17 protein-coding genes are annotated in these 18,408 nt (G+C 68.4%); all 17 read left to right on the forward strand.

The window, feature by feature from the left end; translation table 11 throughout:
* Positions 1-133 precede the first annotated feature (133 nt).
* The 17 genes from JOD62_RS10500 (at position 134) to JOD62_RS10580 (ending at position 18,398) form a co-directional block, all read left to right on the forward strand.
* The gene (locus tag JOD62_RS10500; RefSeq protein ID WP_239526639.1) at positions 134-4,384 is read left to right on the forward strand and encodes an ExeM/NucH family extracellular endonuclease; all 4,251 of its coding nucleotides are present in this window, start codon (positions 134-136) and stop codon (positions 4,382-4,384) included.
* Between the two features lie 108 nt (positions 4,385-4,492).
* Entirely contained in the window at positions 4,493-4,978 is a 486-nt protein-coding gene (locus tag JOD62_RS10505; protein WP_204939241.1) for a DUF3817 domain-containing protein, read from the forward strand.
* The gene (gene guaA, locus JOD62_RS10510) at positions 4,975-6,570 is read left to right on the forward strand and encodes a glutamine-hydrolyzing GMP synthase (protein WP_204939242.1); all 1,596 of its coding nucleotides are present in this window, start codon (positions 4,975-4,977) and stop codon (positions 6,568-6,570) included. Before JOD62_RS10505 ends, guaA begins: the two co-directional genes overlap by 4 nt.
* Positions 6,571-6,756: 186 nt before the next feature.
* On the forward strand, positions 6,757-7,530 hold the full coding sequence (locus JOD62_RS10515; RefSeq protein WP_204939243.1) for a sigma-70 family RNA polymerase sigma factor: 774 nt from the start codon (positions 6,757-6,759) through the stop codon (positions 7,528-7,530).
* Between the two features lie 176 nt (positions 7,531-7,706).
* Positions 7,707-8,537, forward strand: coding sequence for a flagellin N-terminal helical domain-containing protein (locus tag JOD62_RS10520; protein ID WP_204939244.1), 831 nt, complete (start codon positions 7,707-7,709; stop codon positions 8,535-8,537).
* A 104-nt stretch (positions 8,538-8,641) separates the two neighbouring features.
* Entirely contained in the window at positions 8,642-10,000 is a 1,359-nt protein-coding gene (fliD, locus tag JOD62_RS10525; RefSeq protein ID WP_204939245.1) for a flagellar filament capping protein FliD, read from the forward strand.
* A 50-nt stretch (positions 10,001-10,050) separates the two neighbouring features.
* Positions 10,051-10,461 (forward strand): flagellar export chaperone FliS, encoded by a 411-nt coding sequence (fliS, locus tag JOD62_RS10530; RefSeq protein WP_204939246.1) that lies wholly within the window; start codon positions 10,051-10,053, stop codon positions 10,459-10,461.
* Complete coding sequence (locus JOD62_RS10535; protein ID WP_204939247.1) at positions 10,458-10,745, forward strand: hypothetical protein; 288 nt, start codon at positions 10,458-10,460, stop codon at positions 10,743-10,745. The genes fliS and JOD62_RS10535 overlap by 4 nt, the downstream gene beginning before the upstream one ends.
* A 106-nt stretch (positions 10,746-10,851) precedes the next feature.
* Positions 10,852-11,199 (forward strand): flagellar basal body rod protein FlgB, encoded by a 348-nt coding sequence (locus tag JOD62_RS10540; protein WP_204939248.1) that lies wholly within the window; start codon positions 10,852-10,854, stop codon positions 11,197-11,199.
* Positions 11,196-11,591 carry a flagellar basal body rod protein FlgC gene (locus JOD62_RS10545; protein ID WP_204939249.1) on the forward strand — a complete coding sequence of 132 codons (396 nt, stop codon included), beginning with the start codon at positions 11,196-11,198 and terminating at the stop codon, positions 11,589-11,591. The genes JOD62_RS10540 and JOD62_RS10545 overlap by 4 nt, the downstream gene beginning before the upstream one ends.
* Complete coding sequence (fliE, locus tag JOD62_RS10550; protein WP_204939250.1) at positions 11,588-11,914, forward strand: flagellar hook-basal body complex protein FliE; 327 nt, start codon at positions 11,588-11,590, stop codon at positions 11,912-11,914. Before JOD62_RS10545 ends, fliE begins: the two co-directional genes overlap by 4 nt.
* A 3-nt stretch (positions 11,915-11,917) precedes the next feature.
* The gene (fliF, locus tag JOD62_RS10555; RefSeq protein ID WP_204939251.1) at positions 11,918-13,552 is read left to right on the forward strand and encodes a flagellar basal-body MS-ring/collar protein FliF; all 1,635 of its coding nucleotides are present in this window, start codon (positions 11,918-11,920) and stop codon (positions 13,550-13,552) included.
* Positions 13,549-14,646, forward strand: coding sequence for a flagellar motor switch protein FliG (gene fliG / locus JOD62_RS10560; protein ID WP_239526640.1), 1,098 nt, complete (start codon positions 13,549-13,551; stop codon positions 14,644-14,646). Before fliF ends, fliG begins: the two co-directional genes overlap by 4 nt.
* Before the next feature lie 125 nt (positions 14,647-14,771).
* Positions 14,772-15,404 carry a FliH/SctL family protein gene (locus JOD62_RS15025; RefSeq protein WP_204939252.1) on the forward strand — a complete coding sequence of 211 codons (633 nt, stop codon included), beginning with the start codon at positions 14,772-14,774 and terminating at the stop codon, positions 15,402-15,404.
* Positions 15,401-16,720, forward strand: coding sequence for a FliI/YscN family ATPase (locus JOD62_RS10570; RefSeq protein WP_204939253.1), 1,320 nt, complete (start codon positions 15,401-15,403; stop codon positions 16,718-16,720). The genes JOD62_RS15025 and JOD62_RS10570 overlap by 4 nt, the downstream gene beginning before the upstream one ends.
* Positions 16,720-17,145 (forward strand): flagellar export protein FliJ, encoded by a 426-nt coding sequence (locus JOD62_RS10575; protein WP_204939254.1) that lies wholly within the window; start codon positions 16,720-16,722, stop codon positions 17,143-17,145. Before JOD62_RS10570 ends, JOD62_RS10575 begins: the two co-directional genes overlap by 1 nt.
* Positions 17,142-18,398 carry a hypothetical protein gene (locus tag JOD62_RS10580; RefSeq protein WP_204939255.1) on the forward strand — a complete coding sequence of 419 codons (1,257 nt, stop codon included), beginning with the start codon at positions 17,142-17,144 and terminating at the stop codon, positions 18,396-18,398. Before JOD62_RS10575 ends, JOD62_RS10580 begins: the two co-directional genes overlap by 4 nt.
* The last annotated feature ends 10 nt before the right edge of the window (positions 18,399-18,408 follow it).

An 18,408-nucleotide genomic window follows, 5' to 3' on the forward strand; every position in this document is an offset into this window, starting at 1 on the left:
CATTGAGGTGACTCACAGGTTTTCGTAGGCTCGCATCGTGCGTGCGGTGAGGGGGACTCATATGGCCGCCGCACCCGCCGGGCTTCACAAGGGCCCGACGGAAGCGTCAACCAGACCGAGGAGACTGTCGATGATGTCTGTCCCAGATGACGGTGCGCACCGCGCACTGTCTCCGTCCTGGCGGAAGGGGCGTCACGGCGCCCTCGCCTTCGCCACCACGATCGCCCTTGCCGCAGGAGCGTTCGCCGCATCACCAGCCATCGCTGCCGAGACACCGTCACCCGCGGACCAGCAGACGACCACCCCGGCGCCGGAGACACCCGCTCCCGCCGCGACGGAGTCCCCGGCCCCGGACGAGTCCGCCGCGCCGGAAGAGAATCCGGATGCGACGGAGCCGACCCCGCCAGCAACTGAAGTGCCGCCTGCGGAGACGGACACGCCCGATGCGCCCGTCGAGGCCGCACCCCTGGTCGCGCCGGCGACGCACTCGATCGCCGAGGTGCAGGGCACGACCGACGTCTCGCCGCTTGTCGGCCAGAGCGTCACGGTCGAGGGCATCGTGACCGCCGATCACCGCACGGGCGGGTACCGCGGAATCGTCATCCAGACGGCAGGATCGGGCGGCGACGCGGACGCGACGCCGGGAGCATCCGACGGCATCTTCGTGTTCCTCGGCGCGCTCGCGCCGACTCTCGCGATCGGCGACCTCGTCTCGGTCACCGGCTCCGTGAGCGAGTACTTCGGGCAGACCCAGATCAGCCCCGCCGCTGTCGAGGGCGTCTCCGTTCTCACCGCCGGTGTGGGAGTCCCCGCTGTCACACCTCTGCCCACGACGGTGCAGGGTGCCGACCGGGAAGCGTACGAGAACATGTTCGTCGCGCCGACCGGGGACTACCTGCTCGCATCCAGCCACCAGCTCTACAACTTCGGCACGCTCTGGCTGAATGCCGGCGAGCTCAACGTCAAGAGCACCGAGCAGGTGCAGCCGGGCGACGAGGCGGCGGCGATCACCGCCGCCAACCGCGCTTCCCGCATCCTGCTCGACGATGCGTGGTCGCTGCAGATCTCCAACCGCAACCACCCCGGCGAGCAGCCCTACTTCACGACCGACGCGGTCGTGCGCAATGGCGACCTCGTGGACTTCGGAAGCAACGGCTACGTCCTGCAGTGGGGCTTCGATGATTGGCGGCTCCAGCCGGTGGTTCCGATCGACGATGCCACCCCGGCCGCGCAGAAGGCCGGATTCTCGGCACGCAACACACGCCCGGAGACTGCGCCCGCCGTCGGCGGTGACGTGCAGGTCGCGGCGTTCAACGTCTTCAACTACTTCACGACGCTCAAGAGCGACAATCCGGACGCCCGCGGCGCCGCGGACGCCGAGCAGTTCGCGATTCAGAAGTCGAAGATCGTCACCGCGATCAATGGCCTCGACGCCGAGATCGTCGGGCTCATGGAGATCGAGAACTCGATCATCCTCGGTGGCACGGTCGATGACGCGCTCGCTGACCTCGTCGCCGGGCTGAATGCGGATGCCGGCTCCGATGTCTGGGCCTACGTCCCGACGCCCGCGGCGCTGCAGGATGCGACGACGACCGATGCGATCACGAACGCGATCATCTACAAGAAGGACACCGTGACCCCGCAGGGTGACAGTGCGACCGTCACGGATGAGACCGTCTGGGGCAACGCCCGCGAGCCGATCGCCCAGGCCTTCGACATCGGCGGACGCGTCATCACGGTCGTCGCGAACCACTTCAAGTCCAAGTCACCGCCGTCCGGCGCCGGCGCAGAGCCGGCCGACGGCCAGGGTTTCTTCAACGCCGACCGTGTCGCCCAGGCGCAGTCCGTCCTCGCGTTCACGGAGGAACTCGCCACCGTCAGCGGGTCCGAGGACATCCTGCTCGTCGGAGACTTCAATGCGTACAGCGAGGAAGATCCGATCGACGTCTTCACGGATGCCGGGTGGAGCGACCTCGTCGCAGACACGACCGACGGGCAGTACACCTACACGTTCGACGGTGAACTCGGCTCGCTCGATCACGTGATCGCCTCGCCGTCGCTGACGTCGTCGATCACGGGCACGGGGGTGTGGACGATCAACTCTCCGGAGTGGAGTGACCGCGGTTACGCGTTCGGCGCGGCGGAGAGCGGGACGCCCTTCCGCTCCAGCGACCACGACCCGATCATCGTCGGCGTGAGCGCCGCCGCCCCTCCGGTCAGCATCGACATCGTGACGATCAACGACTTCCACGGTCGGATCGAAGCAGACGGTGCCGCTGCTGGCGCTGCGGTGCTCGCGGGTGCCGTCCAGCAGTTCCGTGCGGCCAATCCGAACACCGTGTTCGCCGCGGCCGGTGATCTCATCGGCGCATCCACCTTCACCTCCTTCATCCAGGATGACAATCCGACGATCGACGCACTCAACGCCGCCGGCCTCGACGTGAGCGCCGCCGGCAACCACGAGTTCGACCAGGGCTGGGCAGATCTGCGCGACCGCGTGCAGGATCGCGCCGACTGGGAGTACATCTCGGCCAACGTGTTCCTCACCGAGACCGGTGAGACCGCGCTGGCGCCCTCGTGGGTGACCGAGCTCGACGGAGTCAAGGTCGGCTTCGTCGGAGCGGTGACTGAGGACCTCGACTCCCTCGTCTCGAAGGAGGGCATCGCGGATCTCGAGGTGCGCAGCATCGTCGACTCTGTCAACGCGACCGCCGATGACCTGCGTGACGGCGACCCCGCCAACGGCGAAGCGGATGTCGTGATCCTGCTCGTGCACGAGGGCGCCGCGAGCGTCGACGTCGCCAGCATCACGCCGACCTCTCCGCTCGGCGAGATCGTCTACGGAGTCGATGCCGATGTCGATGCGATCGTCTCCGCGCACACGCACCTGGCGTACAACCACGTCATCGACGGCCGCCCGGTCGTCTCGGCGGGGCAGTACGGCGAGAACGTGGGGCTGATGAACCTGCAGGTCGATCCGAACACCAAGGAACTGCTCTCGATCGTCAACGAGATCAAGCCGCTCACCGAGAACCGGGTGCCGCTGTACCCGGCGGTTCCCGAGGTGCAGGCGATCGTCGACAAGGCGAAAGCTGAGGCCGACGTTCTCGGCGCCGTCTCGGTGGGGCAGATCACCGCCGACTTCAACCGCGCGCGACAGAGCGACGGCAAGACGGAGAACCGGGGCGGCGAGTCGACGATCGGCAACTTCGTCGCCGACGTTCAGAAGTGGTCCACGGGCGCGGACCTCGCGCTCATGAACCCGGGCGGAATCCGCGCCAACCTCACCTACGCATCCAGCGCGGCGGGGGATCCGGACGGCAACGTCACCTTCCGTGAGGCCGCGACCGTGCAGCCTTTCGCCAACACTCTGATGACGCTGCAGCTCACGGGCGCGCAGGTGAAGCAGGTGCTCGAGGAGCAGTGGCAGCCCGCGGGCGCGAGTCGGCCGTTCCTCAAGCTCGGTGTGTCCGAGGGCCTGGTGTACACGTACGACCCGAGCGCGGCTGCCGGGTCGCGGATCACCTCGATCACCTTGAACGGGACGCCCCTGGACGCGACAGCGAGCTACACGGTCGCGGCGAACTCGTTCCTCGCGGCCGGTGGAGACAACTTCTTCACCTTCGCGGAGGGGCAGAACAAGGTCGACACGGGCAAGGTGGATCTCGCGTCGATGGTGGACTGGTTCGACGCGAACGGCACCGCGACTCCCGACCTCGCCCAGCGGGCGGTGGGAGTGACGCTGAGCCCACCCGACGCGGACGGCTACAGCGCGGGCGATGTCGTGACTGTCGCGCTCTCCTCGCTGGGCTTCAGTGCCGGCGAGCCGGCGCCGACGAGCGTCTCGCTGTCGCTGGATGGCGCGGAGCTGGTATCCGGGCCCATCGATGCGTCGATCGTGGACACGACCGACGAGAGCGGTCGGGCGTCGCTGAGCTTCACGGTCCCTGCGGGCGTGTTCGGTGCGCAACAGCTCACCGTGGCCGTCGCTGAGACCGGGACGAGCGCGCAGGTGCCGTTCGAGATCGCCGGTGAGGCCGAGTTCTCCGGAATCATCGCGCTCGGCTCGACGAAGGTGGCTGCGGGCAAGACGCTCACGATCACCGGCGAGGGCTATGCTCCGGGCGAGACGGTGACGGTGCAGCTGCGGCCCAAGAAGGGCGCAGCGCTCACCGTCGGCGAAGTCACGGTCCAGGCGGATGGCACCTTCCAGACCGCGGTGACCGTGCCCAAGAAGGCGCAGCCCGGCAAGTACACCGTCGCGGTGTCGCAGGCCGACGGCGACGAGGCGACGGCCACCGTCACCGTGAATCGCGCAGGAGGGGCATCCGCGATCCGCGACCTCATCGACTGGCTGTGGGATCTGATCTCCGGCTGGTTCTGAGGCGCGCACGCCTGAGCGCGGAGGCCGTCGGGACGCGATCCCGACGGCCTCCGTCCCGCCTGAGAAGGGCAACAGGAGCGCCCGCGCATGGCGGCTAGACTGAAATACATGCCCGAACCCAAAGTCGCCAGTTTTCCGGCGATCCGCGGCGCGCTGAAGTTCTACAAGATCGCCTCGATCATCACCGGCGTCATGCTGCTTCTGCTGGTCGCCGAGATGGTGCTCAAGTACACGCCGCTGCACCTCGAACTCTTCCTCGGCGGCAGCGGAGGCTTCCTCTGGTTCGCCGAGGCCGTCGAAGGCCCTGACGGGCTCGAATCGACCGGCGACGGAATCAACCTCTCGCTGCTGATCCTGATCGCGCACGGCTGGTTCTACGTCGTGTATCTCTTCGCCTGCTTCCGCGTGTGGAGCCTCATGCGCTGGCCGTTCCTGCGCTTCCTCCTGCTCGCCCTCGGTGGCGTCGTGCCGCTGCTCTCCTTCTTCATGGAGGCCATCGTGGTGCGCGACGTGCAGGCCTATCTTGCCGAGCGCGAATCCGCCGAGGCATCCGCTTCTGACTCTGCAACCCCCGCTACGGAAGGTGCCCGGTGACCGATCACACCAACGCGAACTCGACCGCACAGCGCCCGGCGCTCGTCGTCGACTTCGGCGCACAGTACGCGCAGCTCATCGCTCGCCGCGTGCGTGAGGCCGGCGTCTACAGCGAGATCGTGCCGCACACGGCGACGGCCGAAGAGATCGCCGCCAAGAACCCGGTGGCACTCATCCTCTCGGGCGGACCGTCGTCCGTGTACGAAGAGGGCGCTCCGCAGCTCGACCCGGCGGTCTTCGAGCTCGGTGTTCCGACGCTCGGCATCTGCTACGGATTCCAGGTCATGGCGCAGACCCTCGGCGGCGAGGTCGCCAACACCGGTCTGCGCGAGTACGGAGCAACCGACGCGACTCTCGCCGGCGAGGGCGGTTCGCTGCTGAGCGGGCAGCCCGCAGAGCAGAACGTCTGGATGAGCCACGGCGACCAGGTCTCGCGCGCCCCCGAGGGCTTCGCGGTGCTGGCATCGACCGGCGCGACCCCCGTGGCGGCCTTCGCCGACGAGGAGCGTCGCTTCTACGGCGTGCAGTGGCACCCCGAGGTCAAGCACTCCGACCACGGCCAGCAGGTCATCGAGAACTTCCTGCACAAGGGCGCAGGTCTCGCCGCCGACTGGAACAGCGACAATGTCATCGCCGAGCAGGTCGAGCGCATCCGTGCGCAGGTCGGTGACGCACGTGTCATCTCCGCCCTGTCCGGCGGTGTCGACTCGGCGGTCTCCACGGCGCTCGTGCACAAGGCGATCGGCGACCAGCTCACGGCCGTCTTCGTCGATCACGGGCTTCTGCGCAAGGGTGAGCGCGAGCAGGTGCAGAAGGACTACGTCGAGTCCACCGGTGTGCGCCTGATCACGGTGGAAGCCGAGGAGACCTTCCTCGGTCACCTCGCCGGCGTCACCGACCCCGAGACGAAGCGCAAGATCATCGGCCGCGAGTTCATCCGCGCGTTCGAGCAGGTCCAGCGCGACCTCGTCGAAGAGGCGAAGGCCTCGGGCGGCGCGCCGATCAAGTTCCTCGTGCAGGGCACCCTGTACCCCGACGTCGTCGAGTCCGGCGGCGGCGCGGGCACCGCGAACATCAAGTCGCACCACAACGTGGGTGGACTCCCCGACGATCTCGACTTCGAGCTCATCGAGCCGCTGCGCACCCTGTTCAAGGACGAGGTCCGCGCGATCGGCCGCGAGCTCGGCATCCCCGAGGCGATCGTCGGGCGCCAGCCGTTCCCGGGCCCCGGCCTCGGCATCCGCATCATCGGCGAGGTCACCCGCGACCGCCTCGACCTTCTTCGTGAGGCCGACGCGATCGCGCGCGAGGAGCTCACGAAGGCGGGTCTCGATCAGGAGATCTGGCAGTGCCCCGTCGTGCTTCTCGCAGACGTCCGTTCGGTGGGCGTGCAGGGTGACGGCCGTACCTACGGTCACCCGATCGTGCTGCGTCCGGTCTCGTCGGAAGACGCGATGACGGCCGACTGGTCGCGCCTGCCCTACGACGTCCTGTCGAAGATCTCCAACCGCATCACGAACGAGGTGCGCGATGTGAACCGCGTGGTTCTCGACGTCACGTCGAAGCCCCCGGGAACCATCGAGTGGGAGTGATCCTCACGAAAGGCGCGAACTTCGGTTCGCGCCTTTCGGCGTTTCCAGCCCCGGTGCGTGAGCCTGTCTGGCAAGCTCGTCAGGCCCGAAAACGCTGGTGCTGCGTGTCGAAGGCCGTGATACCGGGTTTCGAATGAAACATGCTACGTTTCCTCGTAAACGAGCAGTCTTAGCAGCGGAGTGACATTGTCGAGAACTTCATCCCCCTCCGCTGACCACGATGAGGATGCGCCACCCGCGCCGAATCCGGAGCAGCTGGCGCGAGAGAACATGCCCCTCGCCGTCTACCTGGCGGTGGAGAAAGCGCGCACGACCGACCTCCTCTCGCTCGATGACCTGCTGTCGGCTGCGCGACTCGGGCTTGCGAAGGCCGCGATGACCTTCGACCCCAGCCGGGGTGTTCCGTTCGGGTCCTTCGCTCGCGGACCCATCAACTGGTCGATGCTCGATGAGCTTCGCGCGGCAGACCCGGCGGGCGAGTACAGCCGCACGAAGATCAGGCAGGTCAACGACGCCGCGGAGACCTTCGCCCAGCTCACCGGGCGCGCGCCGACGATCGCGGAGCTCGCGGCGGAGGCGAGGATGACAGTCGACGAGGTCAGCCGCATCCGACGGCTCGACGACATGGTGTCCAGCGCCATCAGCCTCGACGAGTACGTCGAAGCGGGGGAGGGCCACCACAGTGCGAGTCTCACCGACAGTGTCATCCTCCCCGAGCACGCGGCCGAGCGCTCGGAGAATCGCACCATGCTCCTGAGCGCCATCGCGTCCCTTCCCGAGACGAGTCAGCGCATCATCCGCGGGATCTACCTGGAAGACCGCATGGTCAAGGATCTCGCGGAGGAGATGGGCGTCAGTCATGCGTACGTGTCCAAGCTGCGGCGCACGGCGCTCGCCCTGATGCGAGAGACCATGACCTCCGCGGGGAGCGCACCGCAGGAGCTGCTGGCGACGTACTGACCGCGGCGGGCGAGGGAGGCAGCGCGCATTCGCGATCGACCCACGCAGGGTCTGGTCTTCGAGCGACGGGAAAAAGTTCCGGAATCTGGTTACGCGCACGGTGTCGGGTCGCGAATGTCGGATATGCAGGCCCACGGATGGGCCCGCAGACAACCCCATAACCACGGAGGATTCTCATGGGAAACCAGATCGCAACCAACGTCGGTGCACTCAACGCGTACCGCAACCTCTCCGCCAACCAGAACGACGTGTCGAAGTCGCTGGAGAAGCTCTCGAGCGGTCTGCGCATCAACCGCGCTGCGGACGATGCTGCCGGCCTCGCCATCTCCGAGGGTCTGCGTTCGCAGGTCAACGGCCTGAACGTTGCAGCCCGCAACGCGCAGGACGGCATCTCGGTCATCCAGACCGCGGAAGGTGCCCTCACCGAGGTGCACTCGCTCCTGCAGCGCATGCGCGACCTGTCCGTCCAGGCGGGTAGCGACTCGAACAACGCGGCATCGCGCACGGCCATCCAGACCGAGATCGACGCGCTGGGCCTCGAGCTCACCCGTGTCGCTGCGTCGACGAACTTCAACGGCATCAAGCTGCTTGACGGTTCGAACGCATCGCTCACGTTCCAGGTGGGTGCGGGCAACAACGCCGCACAGGACCAGATCGCCGTGGCGCTGACCAACGTCACGACCATCGCGACCGCGGCGTCCGCCATCGACGTCGAGACCGACGCCGCATCGCGCCTCGCAGCGATCGGCACGATCGACACGCAGATCGCGGCGATCTCGACCGCTCGCGCCGGTTACGGTGCAGCGCAGAACCGCTTCGAGTCGACCATCAACTCGCTGCAGGTCTCGGCAGAGAACCTCGCTGCCGCGAAGAGCCGCATCGCGGACACCGACATGGCCGCTGAGATGGTGCGCTACACCGCATCGAACATCCTGCAGCAGGCCGGTACCGCCATGCTTGCTCAGGCCAACCAGTCGGGCCAGGGCGTGCTTCAGCTGCTCCGTTGAGCCCCCGCGCCTGAGGCGCACAGGACGCCCGGGCGAGGTCTTGCACCCCGCCCGGGCGTCTTCCCGTAGGACCGAACCGACGCACCGCAGAGAGGCACCCGAGCATGAAGATCGACGGCCTGGTATCCGGCTTGAACACGGCAGAGCTGATCGACTCCCTCATGAAGGTGAGTGCGATCCCGCAGACGCTGCTGAGCAACAAGATCACGGATCGCAACGCGGTGATCAGCAACCTTCAGTCCTTGAACACGTCGCTGCAGAGTCTGATGGACAAGGCCAAGACGGCCAGAGGTGCCGACTCGCTGGCCGCGTTCACGCCGCGCTCGTCCGCAGAGTCCGTCACCGTCACCGCGGGATCGACGGCCACCGCCTTCTCGACCAGCATCGTCGTCGACGCCGTGGCCACGGCGCACTCCGTCGTCACTGCCGCCGCGGGAACGGACGCGTGGGGTGGAACGTTCACGCTCGTCGCAGCCGACGGCACGATGAAGGAGATCACGCCCGCCGGCGCGCGACCGCAGGATCTGGCGAAGGCGATCAACGCCGCCGGTGCCGGTGTGTCGGCGACCGTCGTCCCCGCGGGTGTGGACGCCTCCGGCGCGCCGCTCTCCCGACTGCAGCTCACCGCGACCGAGACGGGAGCGGCCGGCGCTTTCACCCTGCACAGCGGTGCGCCCGCCGACGTCACGGCGGGAACCTCCACCGACGTGACCGCCGCCGCCGGCAGCGCGCTGCTTCGCCAGGGCGCTGACGCACAGATTCGCCTGTTCGCGGGGACATCTGCCGAGCAGATCCTCACCGGGGCGAGCAACACCTTCACCGTCGCGGACGGCATCGACGTCACCGTCTCCGAGGTCAGTGCGACCCCGGTCACGATCACCGTCACTCCGGATCCGAAGGCACAGACCGCGGTGGCCCAGGAGTTCACCGCGATCATCTCGAAGATCCTCGCGGGCATCGACAAGGGCTCCAAGGCCACTGTCGGCGAGACAGGGCAGAAGACCACGCTGGGTGTCTTCACGGGCGACAGCACCGTGCGTGCGCTGCGTGGCGCACTGGCATCCGCAGTGCAGGCGCCGGTCGACGGAACCTCCCCGTCGACGATCGGCATCTCCTTCGACAAGTCCGGAGTGATGCAGTTCGATGCGGAGAAGTTCGCCGCCGCGATGGCGGAGGACCCGGACAAGACCCAGGCCGTGTTCTCACAGATCGCGGGGCGCGTCGAGGATGTCGCGAAGCAGTACTCCGACAAGTACGACGGCCTTCTCACCACCCGCATCACCGGCCAGGAGACCGAGGTGCGCGACCTGAAGAAGCAGGTCGAGCGCTGGGACATCCGCCTGGAGCAGCGTCGCAACGCGCTCGAGCGCACCTACTCGCAGCTCGAGGTGCAGCTGTCGTCGCTGCAGTCCCAGTCGTCCTGGCTCAGCTCGCAGCTCGCCGGCCTCACGCCGAAGAACTGATCGACGCCTCCGGCATTTGCCTCTCGCCCGAACGACACGGAGATCACCCGATGAACGCTTCGCTGGAACGTGCAAAGCAGCAGTACCTGGAACTGCAGGTCAGCTCGGCCTCGCCCGAGCGTCTGCTCACGATGCTCTACGACCGGCTGCTCGTCGACATCGACCGGGGGCACGCCGCACTCCAGGCGCAGGAATGGTCCGCAGCGTCCACCCACCTGACGCACGCCCAGCAGATCGTCGCCGAGCTCACCTCGTCTCTGACGGATGCCTGGGACGGCTCCGAGGGGCTCCGCTCGCTGTACGTCTTCGTGAGCGGTCGTCTGATCCTGGCGAACGTGACGCGCAACAGCGAGGTGGCCGCGGAGTGCCGGGCGCTCATCGCCCCGCTGCGGGACGCGTGGCACGAGGCCGCCGCCACACTGGAGCGGGTACCGGTAGCCGCAGCATCCGCACAGGCGTGACCGCGGTGTCCGACAACCTGGCCGCGTGGCTGAAGCTGCTCGATCAGTTCGAGCGGGCGCTCGACGCCGCCGACGAGACGCTGGAGCCGCAGAGCTTCGATGAGCCGCCGGGGCCGATGCCCGAGGAGGTGCGTGAGCGCGCGGAGGACATCTTCGCTCGTCAGCAGCTGATGATCAACAGCGTCATCACGTCGCGGGCGAAGGTCGCACGGGAGCTCGCTGCGCTCCGACGTGTGGCGACGCCGAGCACGGACGCCCCCGTGTACCTCGACGTCGAAGGCTGACCGATCGGTTACGCCCGTCGCGCCTTGTCGCGATAGTTCCCAGTGAGCACGGATCGCTCGACTCCCGGCCACGGATCGGCCTGTCTCCCCACATCCGGAGTTCCCTGTGCTCGATTCCGTAACTGCGAACGCCCTGTCCGGCGCGCTCGACGGCCTCGCCCTGCGTCAGCGCGCGATCGCCGACAACATCGCGAACATCAACACCCCCGGCTATCAGGCCCAGCGAGTGCTGTTCGAAGACGCCCTGCGCCGCGCCGTCGAGAGCGGTTCCGGTGTGGCACAGCCCACCGTCGAGCGCTCCCTCGAGCCGACGCGCCTCAATGGCAACAACGTCAACCTCGACACCGAGACCCTCTCGAACATCGACACCGTGCTGCGGTTCCAGTTCGCCAGTCAGGCGCTGAGCGGGCAGGCGGCCTCCATCACCAAGGCGATCGGTCAGGCCTCCGCATGACCTTCGACGCCATCGGCATCGCCGGCACAGGACTGAACGTGCACCGCAAGTGGCTCGACGCCCTCAGCGACAACATCGCGAACGTGAACACGGCGACCCCCGCCGGCGCAGAGGCCTTCCGGGAGAAGCTCGTGACCGTGCAGGCGGGGACCCAGGGCCCGGGTGTCTTCGTCACCGGTGTCGTCGAGTCCGAAGCCGCAGCCAAGCTCGTCTACGACCCTGAGCACCCCTACGCCAACGAACAGGGATACGTGCAGTACCCGAACGTCGATCTGGGTGATCAGATGAGCATGCTCATCCTTGCGCAGCGTGGCTACGAGGCCAACGCCGCCGTGGTCGATCGCGCCAAGACCACCTACGAGGCGGCCCTGCAGATCGGACGCAACGGATGAGCCTGTCGGTCGACGGTGTCTCCGGGGTCAGCGGACTCGGCGCGCTGAGCTTCGAGACCGCCGAGGTCGCCGGGGGCGCCGGGAGTGCCGATCCGGCCACCGCAGGCGCGTTCGCGTCGTCGCTCACCGGGGCGATGGAGAACCTTCAGCAGCTCCAGTCGACGTCGAACGAACTCGCCGTGAATGCGGTCACCGGTGACCTGCAGGACATCCATCAGGCGATGATCGCCTCGGCGCGGGCGTCGGTGACGCTCGACCTGGTCGTCGCCGTGCGCGACCGGGGAGTCGCGGCGTTCAACGACATCATGCGGATGCAGGCCTAAGCCATGCCCAAGATGCTCACCAGCTCCTTCGAGCGCACGAAGCAGATCGTCTCCGGCTTCTCGCTCGCCCAGCGGACGATCGCCCTGATCGGCGTCGCGCTGCTGGTCATGGGTGCCATCGCGCTCGGGTCCTGGCTCGCGAAACCGCAGATGAGTCCGCTGTTCACCGGGCTGAGCGCAGCGGATGCCTCGGCGGTGGTGGAGCAGCTCAAGTCCGCCGGTGTCGCGTACGAACTCACCGACGGCGGAGCCACGATCCTCGTCCCGGACGCGCAGGTCTACACGCAGCGCCTCGCGGCCGCGGCATCCGGTCTTCCGGGAGACAACCGGGCGGGCTACACGCTGCTGGATGAGATGGGCGTGACGGCCAGTGAGTTCCAGCAGTCGGTGACGTACAAGCGTGCGATCGAGGGGGAGCTCGCGAGCACGGTCAGCGCCATGAAGGGCATCAGCAGCGCCAGTGTGCAACTGGCGATCCCCGAGGAGAGCGTTTTCGTCTCCGAGAAGCAGCACCCCACCGCATCCGTGTTCGTCAAGACGCAGAGCCGCGCGCTCGACAACGACCAGGTGCAGGCGATCGTCCACCTCGTCAGCGCATCTGTGGCAGGCATGCGTCCCGAGGACGTCGCTGTCACCGACCACAACGGCAACGTCCTCTCCGCGGTGGGCGCAGGACTCACGGGCAGCGCCTCGACCCAGGCATCCGAGCATGAGTCGAAGGTCGCGCTCGCCGTCAACAAGATGCTCGAGACCATCGTCGGCCCGGGCAACGCCACCGTCACGGTCTCGGCCAACGTCGCCAACTCCACATCCGAGCGCCTCGATGAGACCTACACCGCGCCGGAGGGAGACCTCAGTGCGGCGGAGCAGATCAAGAGCGAGATCTACACGGGCGGGCCCGGAGCCGGCACGGGCGTGCTCGGACCCGACAACATCGCCGTCCCCAACGGCGCGGAGGGGGCCGGTTCCTACGAGCTCGAAGAGACCTCGCGCAACAACGCCGTGAACAAGACCACCGAGAAGACCGTCACCCCCGCGGGCGAGGTCACCCGTCAGACCGTCAGCATCGCCCTGAACCGCGAAGCCGTCAGCGGGGTCACCGCCGCGCAGATCGAGGCTCTTGTCGCGACAGCCGCGGGAATCGACACGGAACGCGGCGACACCGTCGCCGTCGAGTTCGTGTCGTTCAGCCAGACCGGTGCGCAGGCGGCGCAGACCGCGCTCGCCGCGGCGGAGGCAGAGCAGGCAGCGAAGCTGCAGCAGGAGCTGCTCCGCTCGGCGATCATCGGCGGCGCCATTCTGCTCGCCACGATCGTCCTCGTCGTGTTCCTCGTGCTGCGCCACCGCAAGAAGCACCGCGTCGCCTACACCGATGCCGGTCCGATCGAGTACCTGGCGACGTTGACGGAGACCGAGGAGGAGAAGCTGCGCGCGCTCAAGGGCCTGTCCAAGCCGCCGCTGGAAGCATCCGTCCCGCCGAAGGTGCTGCCGCAGATCGGGCTGGACATCGAAGAGGAGCCGGAGGTGGATCAGGTGCTCGTGGAGCGTCGGCGCCGTGAGATCGATGAGATGGCCAAGAGTGACCCGCAGGTGATCGCAAGCGCACTGGCCAACATGATGGATGAGGCCAGGGCATGAGCCTGCTCGGCGGCACGACCGCGGCCACTGCGGTCCTCGATGAGCAGTCGGAGCCCACGCCCCCTGTGGCCCAGAGTCCCGCAGAGGCCGCGGCCCCCGCGATCTCCGGGCTCCGCAAGGCAGCGATCGTGCTCCTCAACCTCGATCGGGCGGCGAGCGTCGAGGTGCTCCGGCACCTGGGCGAGGAGCGAGCGGAAGCCCTCGCTGCGGAGCTGACGCAGCTGGGCGGTGTGGACGTCGCGACCACGGCGCGCGCTCTGGGCGAGTTCCGACGGATCGCAGCAGGCGGGGCTGTCCCCTCGCGAGGGGGACAGGATCTCGTGACCGGGCTGCTGGAGACCGCGTTCGGCCGCGAGAAGGCGGTCGGCATGGTCGGACGCGTCATGTCGCAGGGGAGCGTCTCGTTCGACTTCCTCAACGCGGCGGATCCGGGACAGCTCGCGACCGTCCTCGAGGGCGAGCTGCCGACGACCGTGGCCGTGGTGCTCGCGAACCTCCGAGCGGATCGCGCGGCGGCGGTTCTCGCCGAGCTGCAGGATCCGCTGCGCACCGATGTCGCCCAGGCGATCGCGACGATGGGTACGGCCACTCAGGAGGCCATCTCGATCGTCGCCGAGTCGCTGCGCTCGCGCACCGGCGTCTTCGCGATGCGCGACATGCATGAGGCGATCGGCGGTGTTCAGCCGCTGGTGGAGATCATCAACCGCGCCGACACGGCTCTGGAGAAGGCGCTGCTGACCGGTCTGGAGGAGCGCGATCTCTTCCTCGCCGAAGACATCCGCAGTCGGATGGTCACGTTCGCCGACATCGTCCGGCTCGAGGATCGCGACGCACAGCTCGTGCTGCGAGGCATGGATCTGCGCATGCTCGCGATGGCGCTCAAGGGCGCCGACGAACAGATCAGCGAAGTGATCGCGCGCAACATGACCGTCCGGAACCGGGAGAACCTCGAAGAGGAGACGCGCACGCTCGGACCTGTGCGGATGCGTCAGGTCGACGAGGCCCGCACCGAAGTCGTGCGCATCATCCGCGAACTCGAGGCCTCCGAGCAGATCCACATCTCGCGCGAGGACGAGGACGAATTGATCGAATAGAAACCACGATCGCGGCAGAGCAGCGAGGTTACGCGCCCGCTCCATGTCGCGATAGTCGGAAGAGAGCATGGATTGCTCGACATCGCGCCAAGGATCGGCGAGCCGCTTACCTCACAGGATGTGTCGTGCCCGATCCCGCTTTCACCCCGTTGGTGGTCCCTCGCGTCGGCGAGGCTCCCACGGACGCGCGCGGAGAAGCGGAGCGCGCACGCGTCCGAGGATATGCGGCTGGCTTCGCCGAGGGGCGCAGGATCGCTCTTGAAGAGCATCGCGCGCAGCACCTGATCGATCAGGAGCGCCTGCGCGCGCAGGAGGAGTCATCCCGCCGCAGCGTCGCCTCCGGGCTCGAGACGCTTCGCGCGGCGGCGGATGAGCTCCACCGTCAGACAGAGGCGCTCACGGCCATGGCCGTGGACGAGATCGAACGTCTCGCCGTCGAACTCGCCGAGATGATCCTCGACGCGGAGCTGTCGGACCCTGCGCGATCGGCCGCGCATGCGCTGCGCCGCGCCGTCGCCGAGGTCCCGATCGATCGTTGGATCCGCGTCAGCCTGAACGAGCGGGACCTCTCCCAACTCGCCGCGCACGAGTCGCAGCTGCTCGACGGCATCGAGGCGGTTGCCGCAGGGCACGTCGACGCGGGCGGAGCGGTCGTCGAGGTTCCGCACGGCGCGGTGGACACCCGGGTCTCGCGGGCACTGGCCCGGGCGCGCAGCGCGCGTGCGGGCGTCGATGATGCCGAGGGGGCATCGGGATGAGCACAGCGACCTGGGAGCGCGTACTGCACGCGGCGGCACCGGAGCGCTCCGGAACAGTGAAGGCCGTCGTCGGACTCGGGGTGGAAGTGCTCGGGCTGGATGCTGCCGTCGGTGATCGCGTGCAGATCGAGTCATCCGGACAGCGCCCGGTTGATGCAGAGGTCGTCGCGGTCGACGGCGCCTCAGCACGGTGCATGCCACTCGGCCCGGTCGATGGAATCACCGCACGGGCGCGTGTGCGTCACGGGGGCGCCGCTCTTCAGGTTCCGACGGGGGCGGCGCTGCTCGGGCGCGTCCTGGACGGGCTCGGCCGTCCGATCGACGGCAAGGGGCCCGTGGATCCCTCCGCGCTGTACGTCCCGTTGGACAACGAGACGCCCAGCATCATGCAGCGTCAGCGGATCCAGACCCAGCTCGGCCTGGGCGTGCGTGTGCTCGACACGATGACTCCCGTGGGCACCGGACAGCGTCTGGGGCTTTTCGCCGGATCGGGCGTCGGCAAGTCCTCCCTGATGTCGATGATCGCCCGCGGATCCACCGCCGACGTCTCTGTCATCGCGCTCGTCGGGGAGCGCGGACGTGAGGTCCGTGAGTTCCTCGAGGATGACCTCGGCCCGGAGGGGCGTGCGCGGGCGGTCGTTGTCGTGGCCACCTCCGACCAGCCGGCGATGGCTCGGCTCCGGTCGGCGTTCGTCGCGACGCGGATCGCGGAGCAGTTCCGTGCCGATGGCAAGAACGTGGTGCTGATGATGGATTCGCTCACCCGCGTGGCGATGGCGCAGCGCGAGATCGGACTCTCTGCCGGTGAGCCTCCGGCGACGCGCGGGTATCCGCCATCGACCTTCTCCGTGCTAGCCCGGCTGCTGGAGCGCGCGGGCACAGGCGAGGTCGGATCCATCACGGGCCTCTACACGGTGCTCGTCGACGGAGACGATCACAACGAGCCGATCGCGGACGCGGCGCGCGGGCTTCTCGATGGGCACGTCGTGCTGGATCGGGGCCTCGCGGTGCGGGGTCATTTCCCCGCGGTGGACGTTCTGGGCTCGGTGTCGCGCGTCGTGTCGAAGATCACCACGCCGCAGCAGCGCAAAGACGCGGTGACGTTGCGCAGCGTGCTCGCCGCGAGGCGCAGCGCCAACGACCTCATCGACATCGGCGCCTACCGGCCGGGCGCGAACCCCCTTGTCGACGCAGCCCTGACCCATGCGGGCAGCATCGACGGGTTCTTGACACAGGCCATGGACGACCGGGCGGACGCGGGGGACTCGTGGCGTCGTCTGGCCGCGCTCACCCACGACTTCGGAGGACTGATCTGATGGCATTCCCGCTGGCAGGACTGCTGCGCGTGCGCGGCACTCAGGAGCGCATCGCGGCCGAGCAGCTGTCGCTCGCGAGCGAACGACACAGACTGGCGGAGGCAGCGGTGTCGACGGCAGAGGAATCGGTGGCGGCCATCGACACCGAGATCCAAGACGGCGCAACGCTGCTTGCGATGGCCGCTGCGCGATCCGCCGGTGCCAGCATGCTCGCGGATCTGCGAGCCCTCACGGAGATGACAGCAGCGGAGCAGGCGGACGCCCAGACGACCCACGTCGCCGCACGCCGCGAGCTCAAGGGGCTGGAGCGGCTGGAGTCCGCGCATCAGAGTGAAGCAGACAAGGCGGATCGGGACCGTGAGCAGAGCGCGCTCGACGAGATCGCCGTCGTCATGACGGTGCGCCGTGGAGGGCAGGACGCATGACGTCGATGGCTCCGCTGCTCACGCTCCTCACGCCGCAGTCCTCGACCGCGGGGACGACGGCCGCCACACCGGCGGCGGAGGGCGACGGCGCCTTCGGTCTGGCTCTGCAGCAGGCCGAGGCGCAGCTCCGCGACGCGATCGAGTCGGAGACCGCACCGGTCCCCGCGGAGACCGAGTCGCACGGCGAGGCTCCGGACAAGGCGGTGTCGGCGCCGTCAGGTTCCGATGCGGGCACGCATCCGCCCTTGTCGGTGTCGGCGTCGGTGTTGGTGCCAGCGCCCACCGATTCCGCGCCGCTCGCGCAGACGCTCCCGGCCCTTCTGCGTGAGCAGCCGCCCGTGTGGCAGCGGCCGACAGCCCCGGCTTCCGACGCGGTGCCGATGGCCCTCGAAGCGACGGCGCTGCAGGAGAACACAGACGCCGACGTCGACGGCGTCGTGGGGACGCCGGCGGCGAGCGGTGTCGTCCCGGCCTCCGCCAGCTCTCTCCCGCGGGCCGCTGCGGTACCGGGTACAGCGAGTGGTGTCGTCGAAGCAGAAGCCCCCGCCCCCGCACCCGCGTCGGCAGCGCGCACGGGCACCGATCCGGCGACGACCGTGCGTGCCGAGCCTGACCCCGCAGCGGCGCAGGCTCCGGGCGCGCGCCCAGCGGCCGAGACCGCTGCCGACACCGACGTGCCGGTCGCGACGCACCGTGCCGTCACCACGGTTGCGGCGCCGATCTCGGTCCCCGTGCTGGCCACGCAGGCCGCGGCGCCGGAGCTCGACACGGTCAGCGTCCCTCCGCGCTCTGTCGCCGCGCAGGTCGCCCCCGCCCTCATGAGAATCGTGCAGCGTCCCGCGGGCACCCATCAGCTCACCATGACCATCAGCCCCGACACTCTCGGGCCCGTCACGATCCGTGCGCACATCGGTGCCGGCGGCGATGTGCGCGTGGAACTGCTCGGCGGCACCGAGTCGGGCCGCGAGGCTCTCCGCACGATCGTCGTCGACCTGCGCCGCGATCTCGCCGCCGTCATGCCCACCGCGCAGCTCAGCCTGAGCTCCGCAGCGACCAGCGACCTCGGAGCGAACGACCGCGGAGGGCAGCCCGGCGCCCCCGGCGCCGACAGCGGCGCCCGCGGCGAAGATCGTCCCTCCGAGCGTGGACGCACAGGGGAGGCCTTCACCGAGACTCCGGACCCCCTCCGCAGCACCCTGACCATGAATCCGATCGGCGCCGCACCCGGTGCCGGTCTCGACACCTTCGCCTGAGAGGGGCATC

This window comes from Microbacterium keratanolyticum, from assembly GCF_016907255.1.
GTDB classification, from domain to species: domain Bacteria; phylum Actinomycetota; class Actinomycetes; order Actinomycetales; family Microbacteriaceae; genus Microbacterium; species Microbacterium keratanolyticum.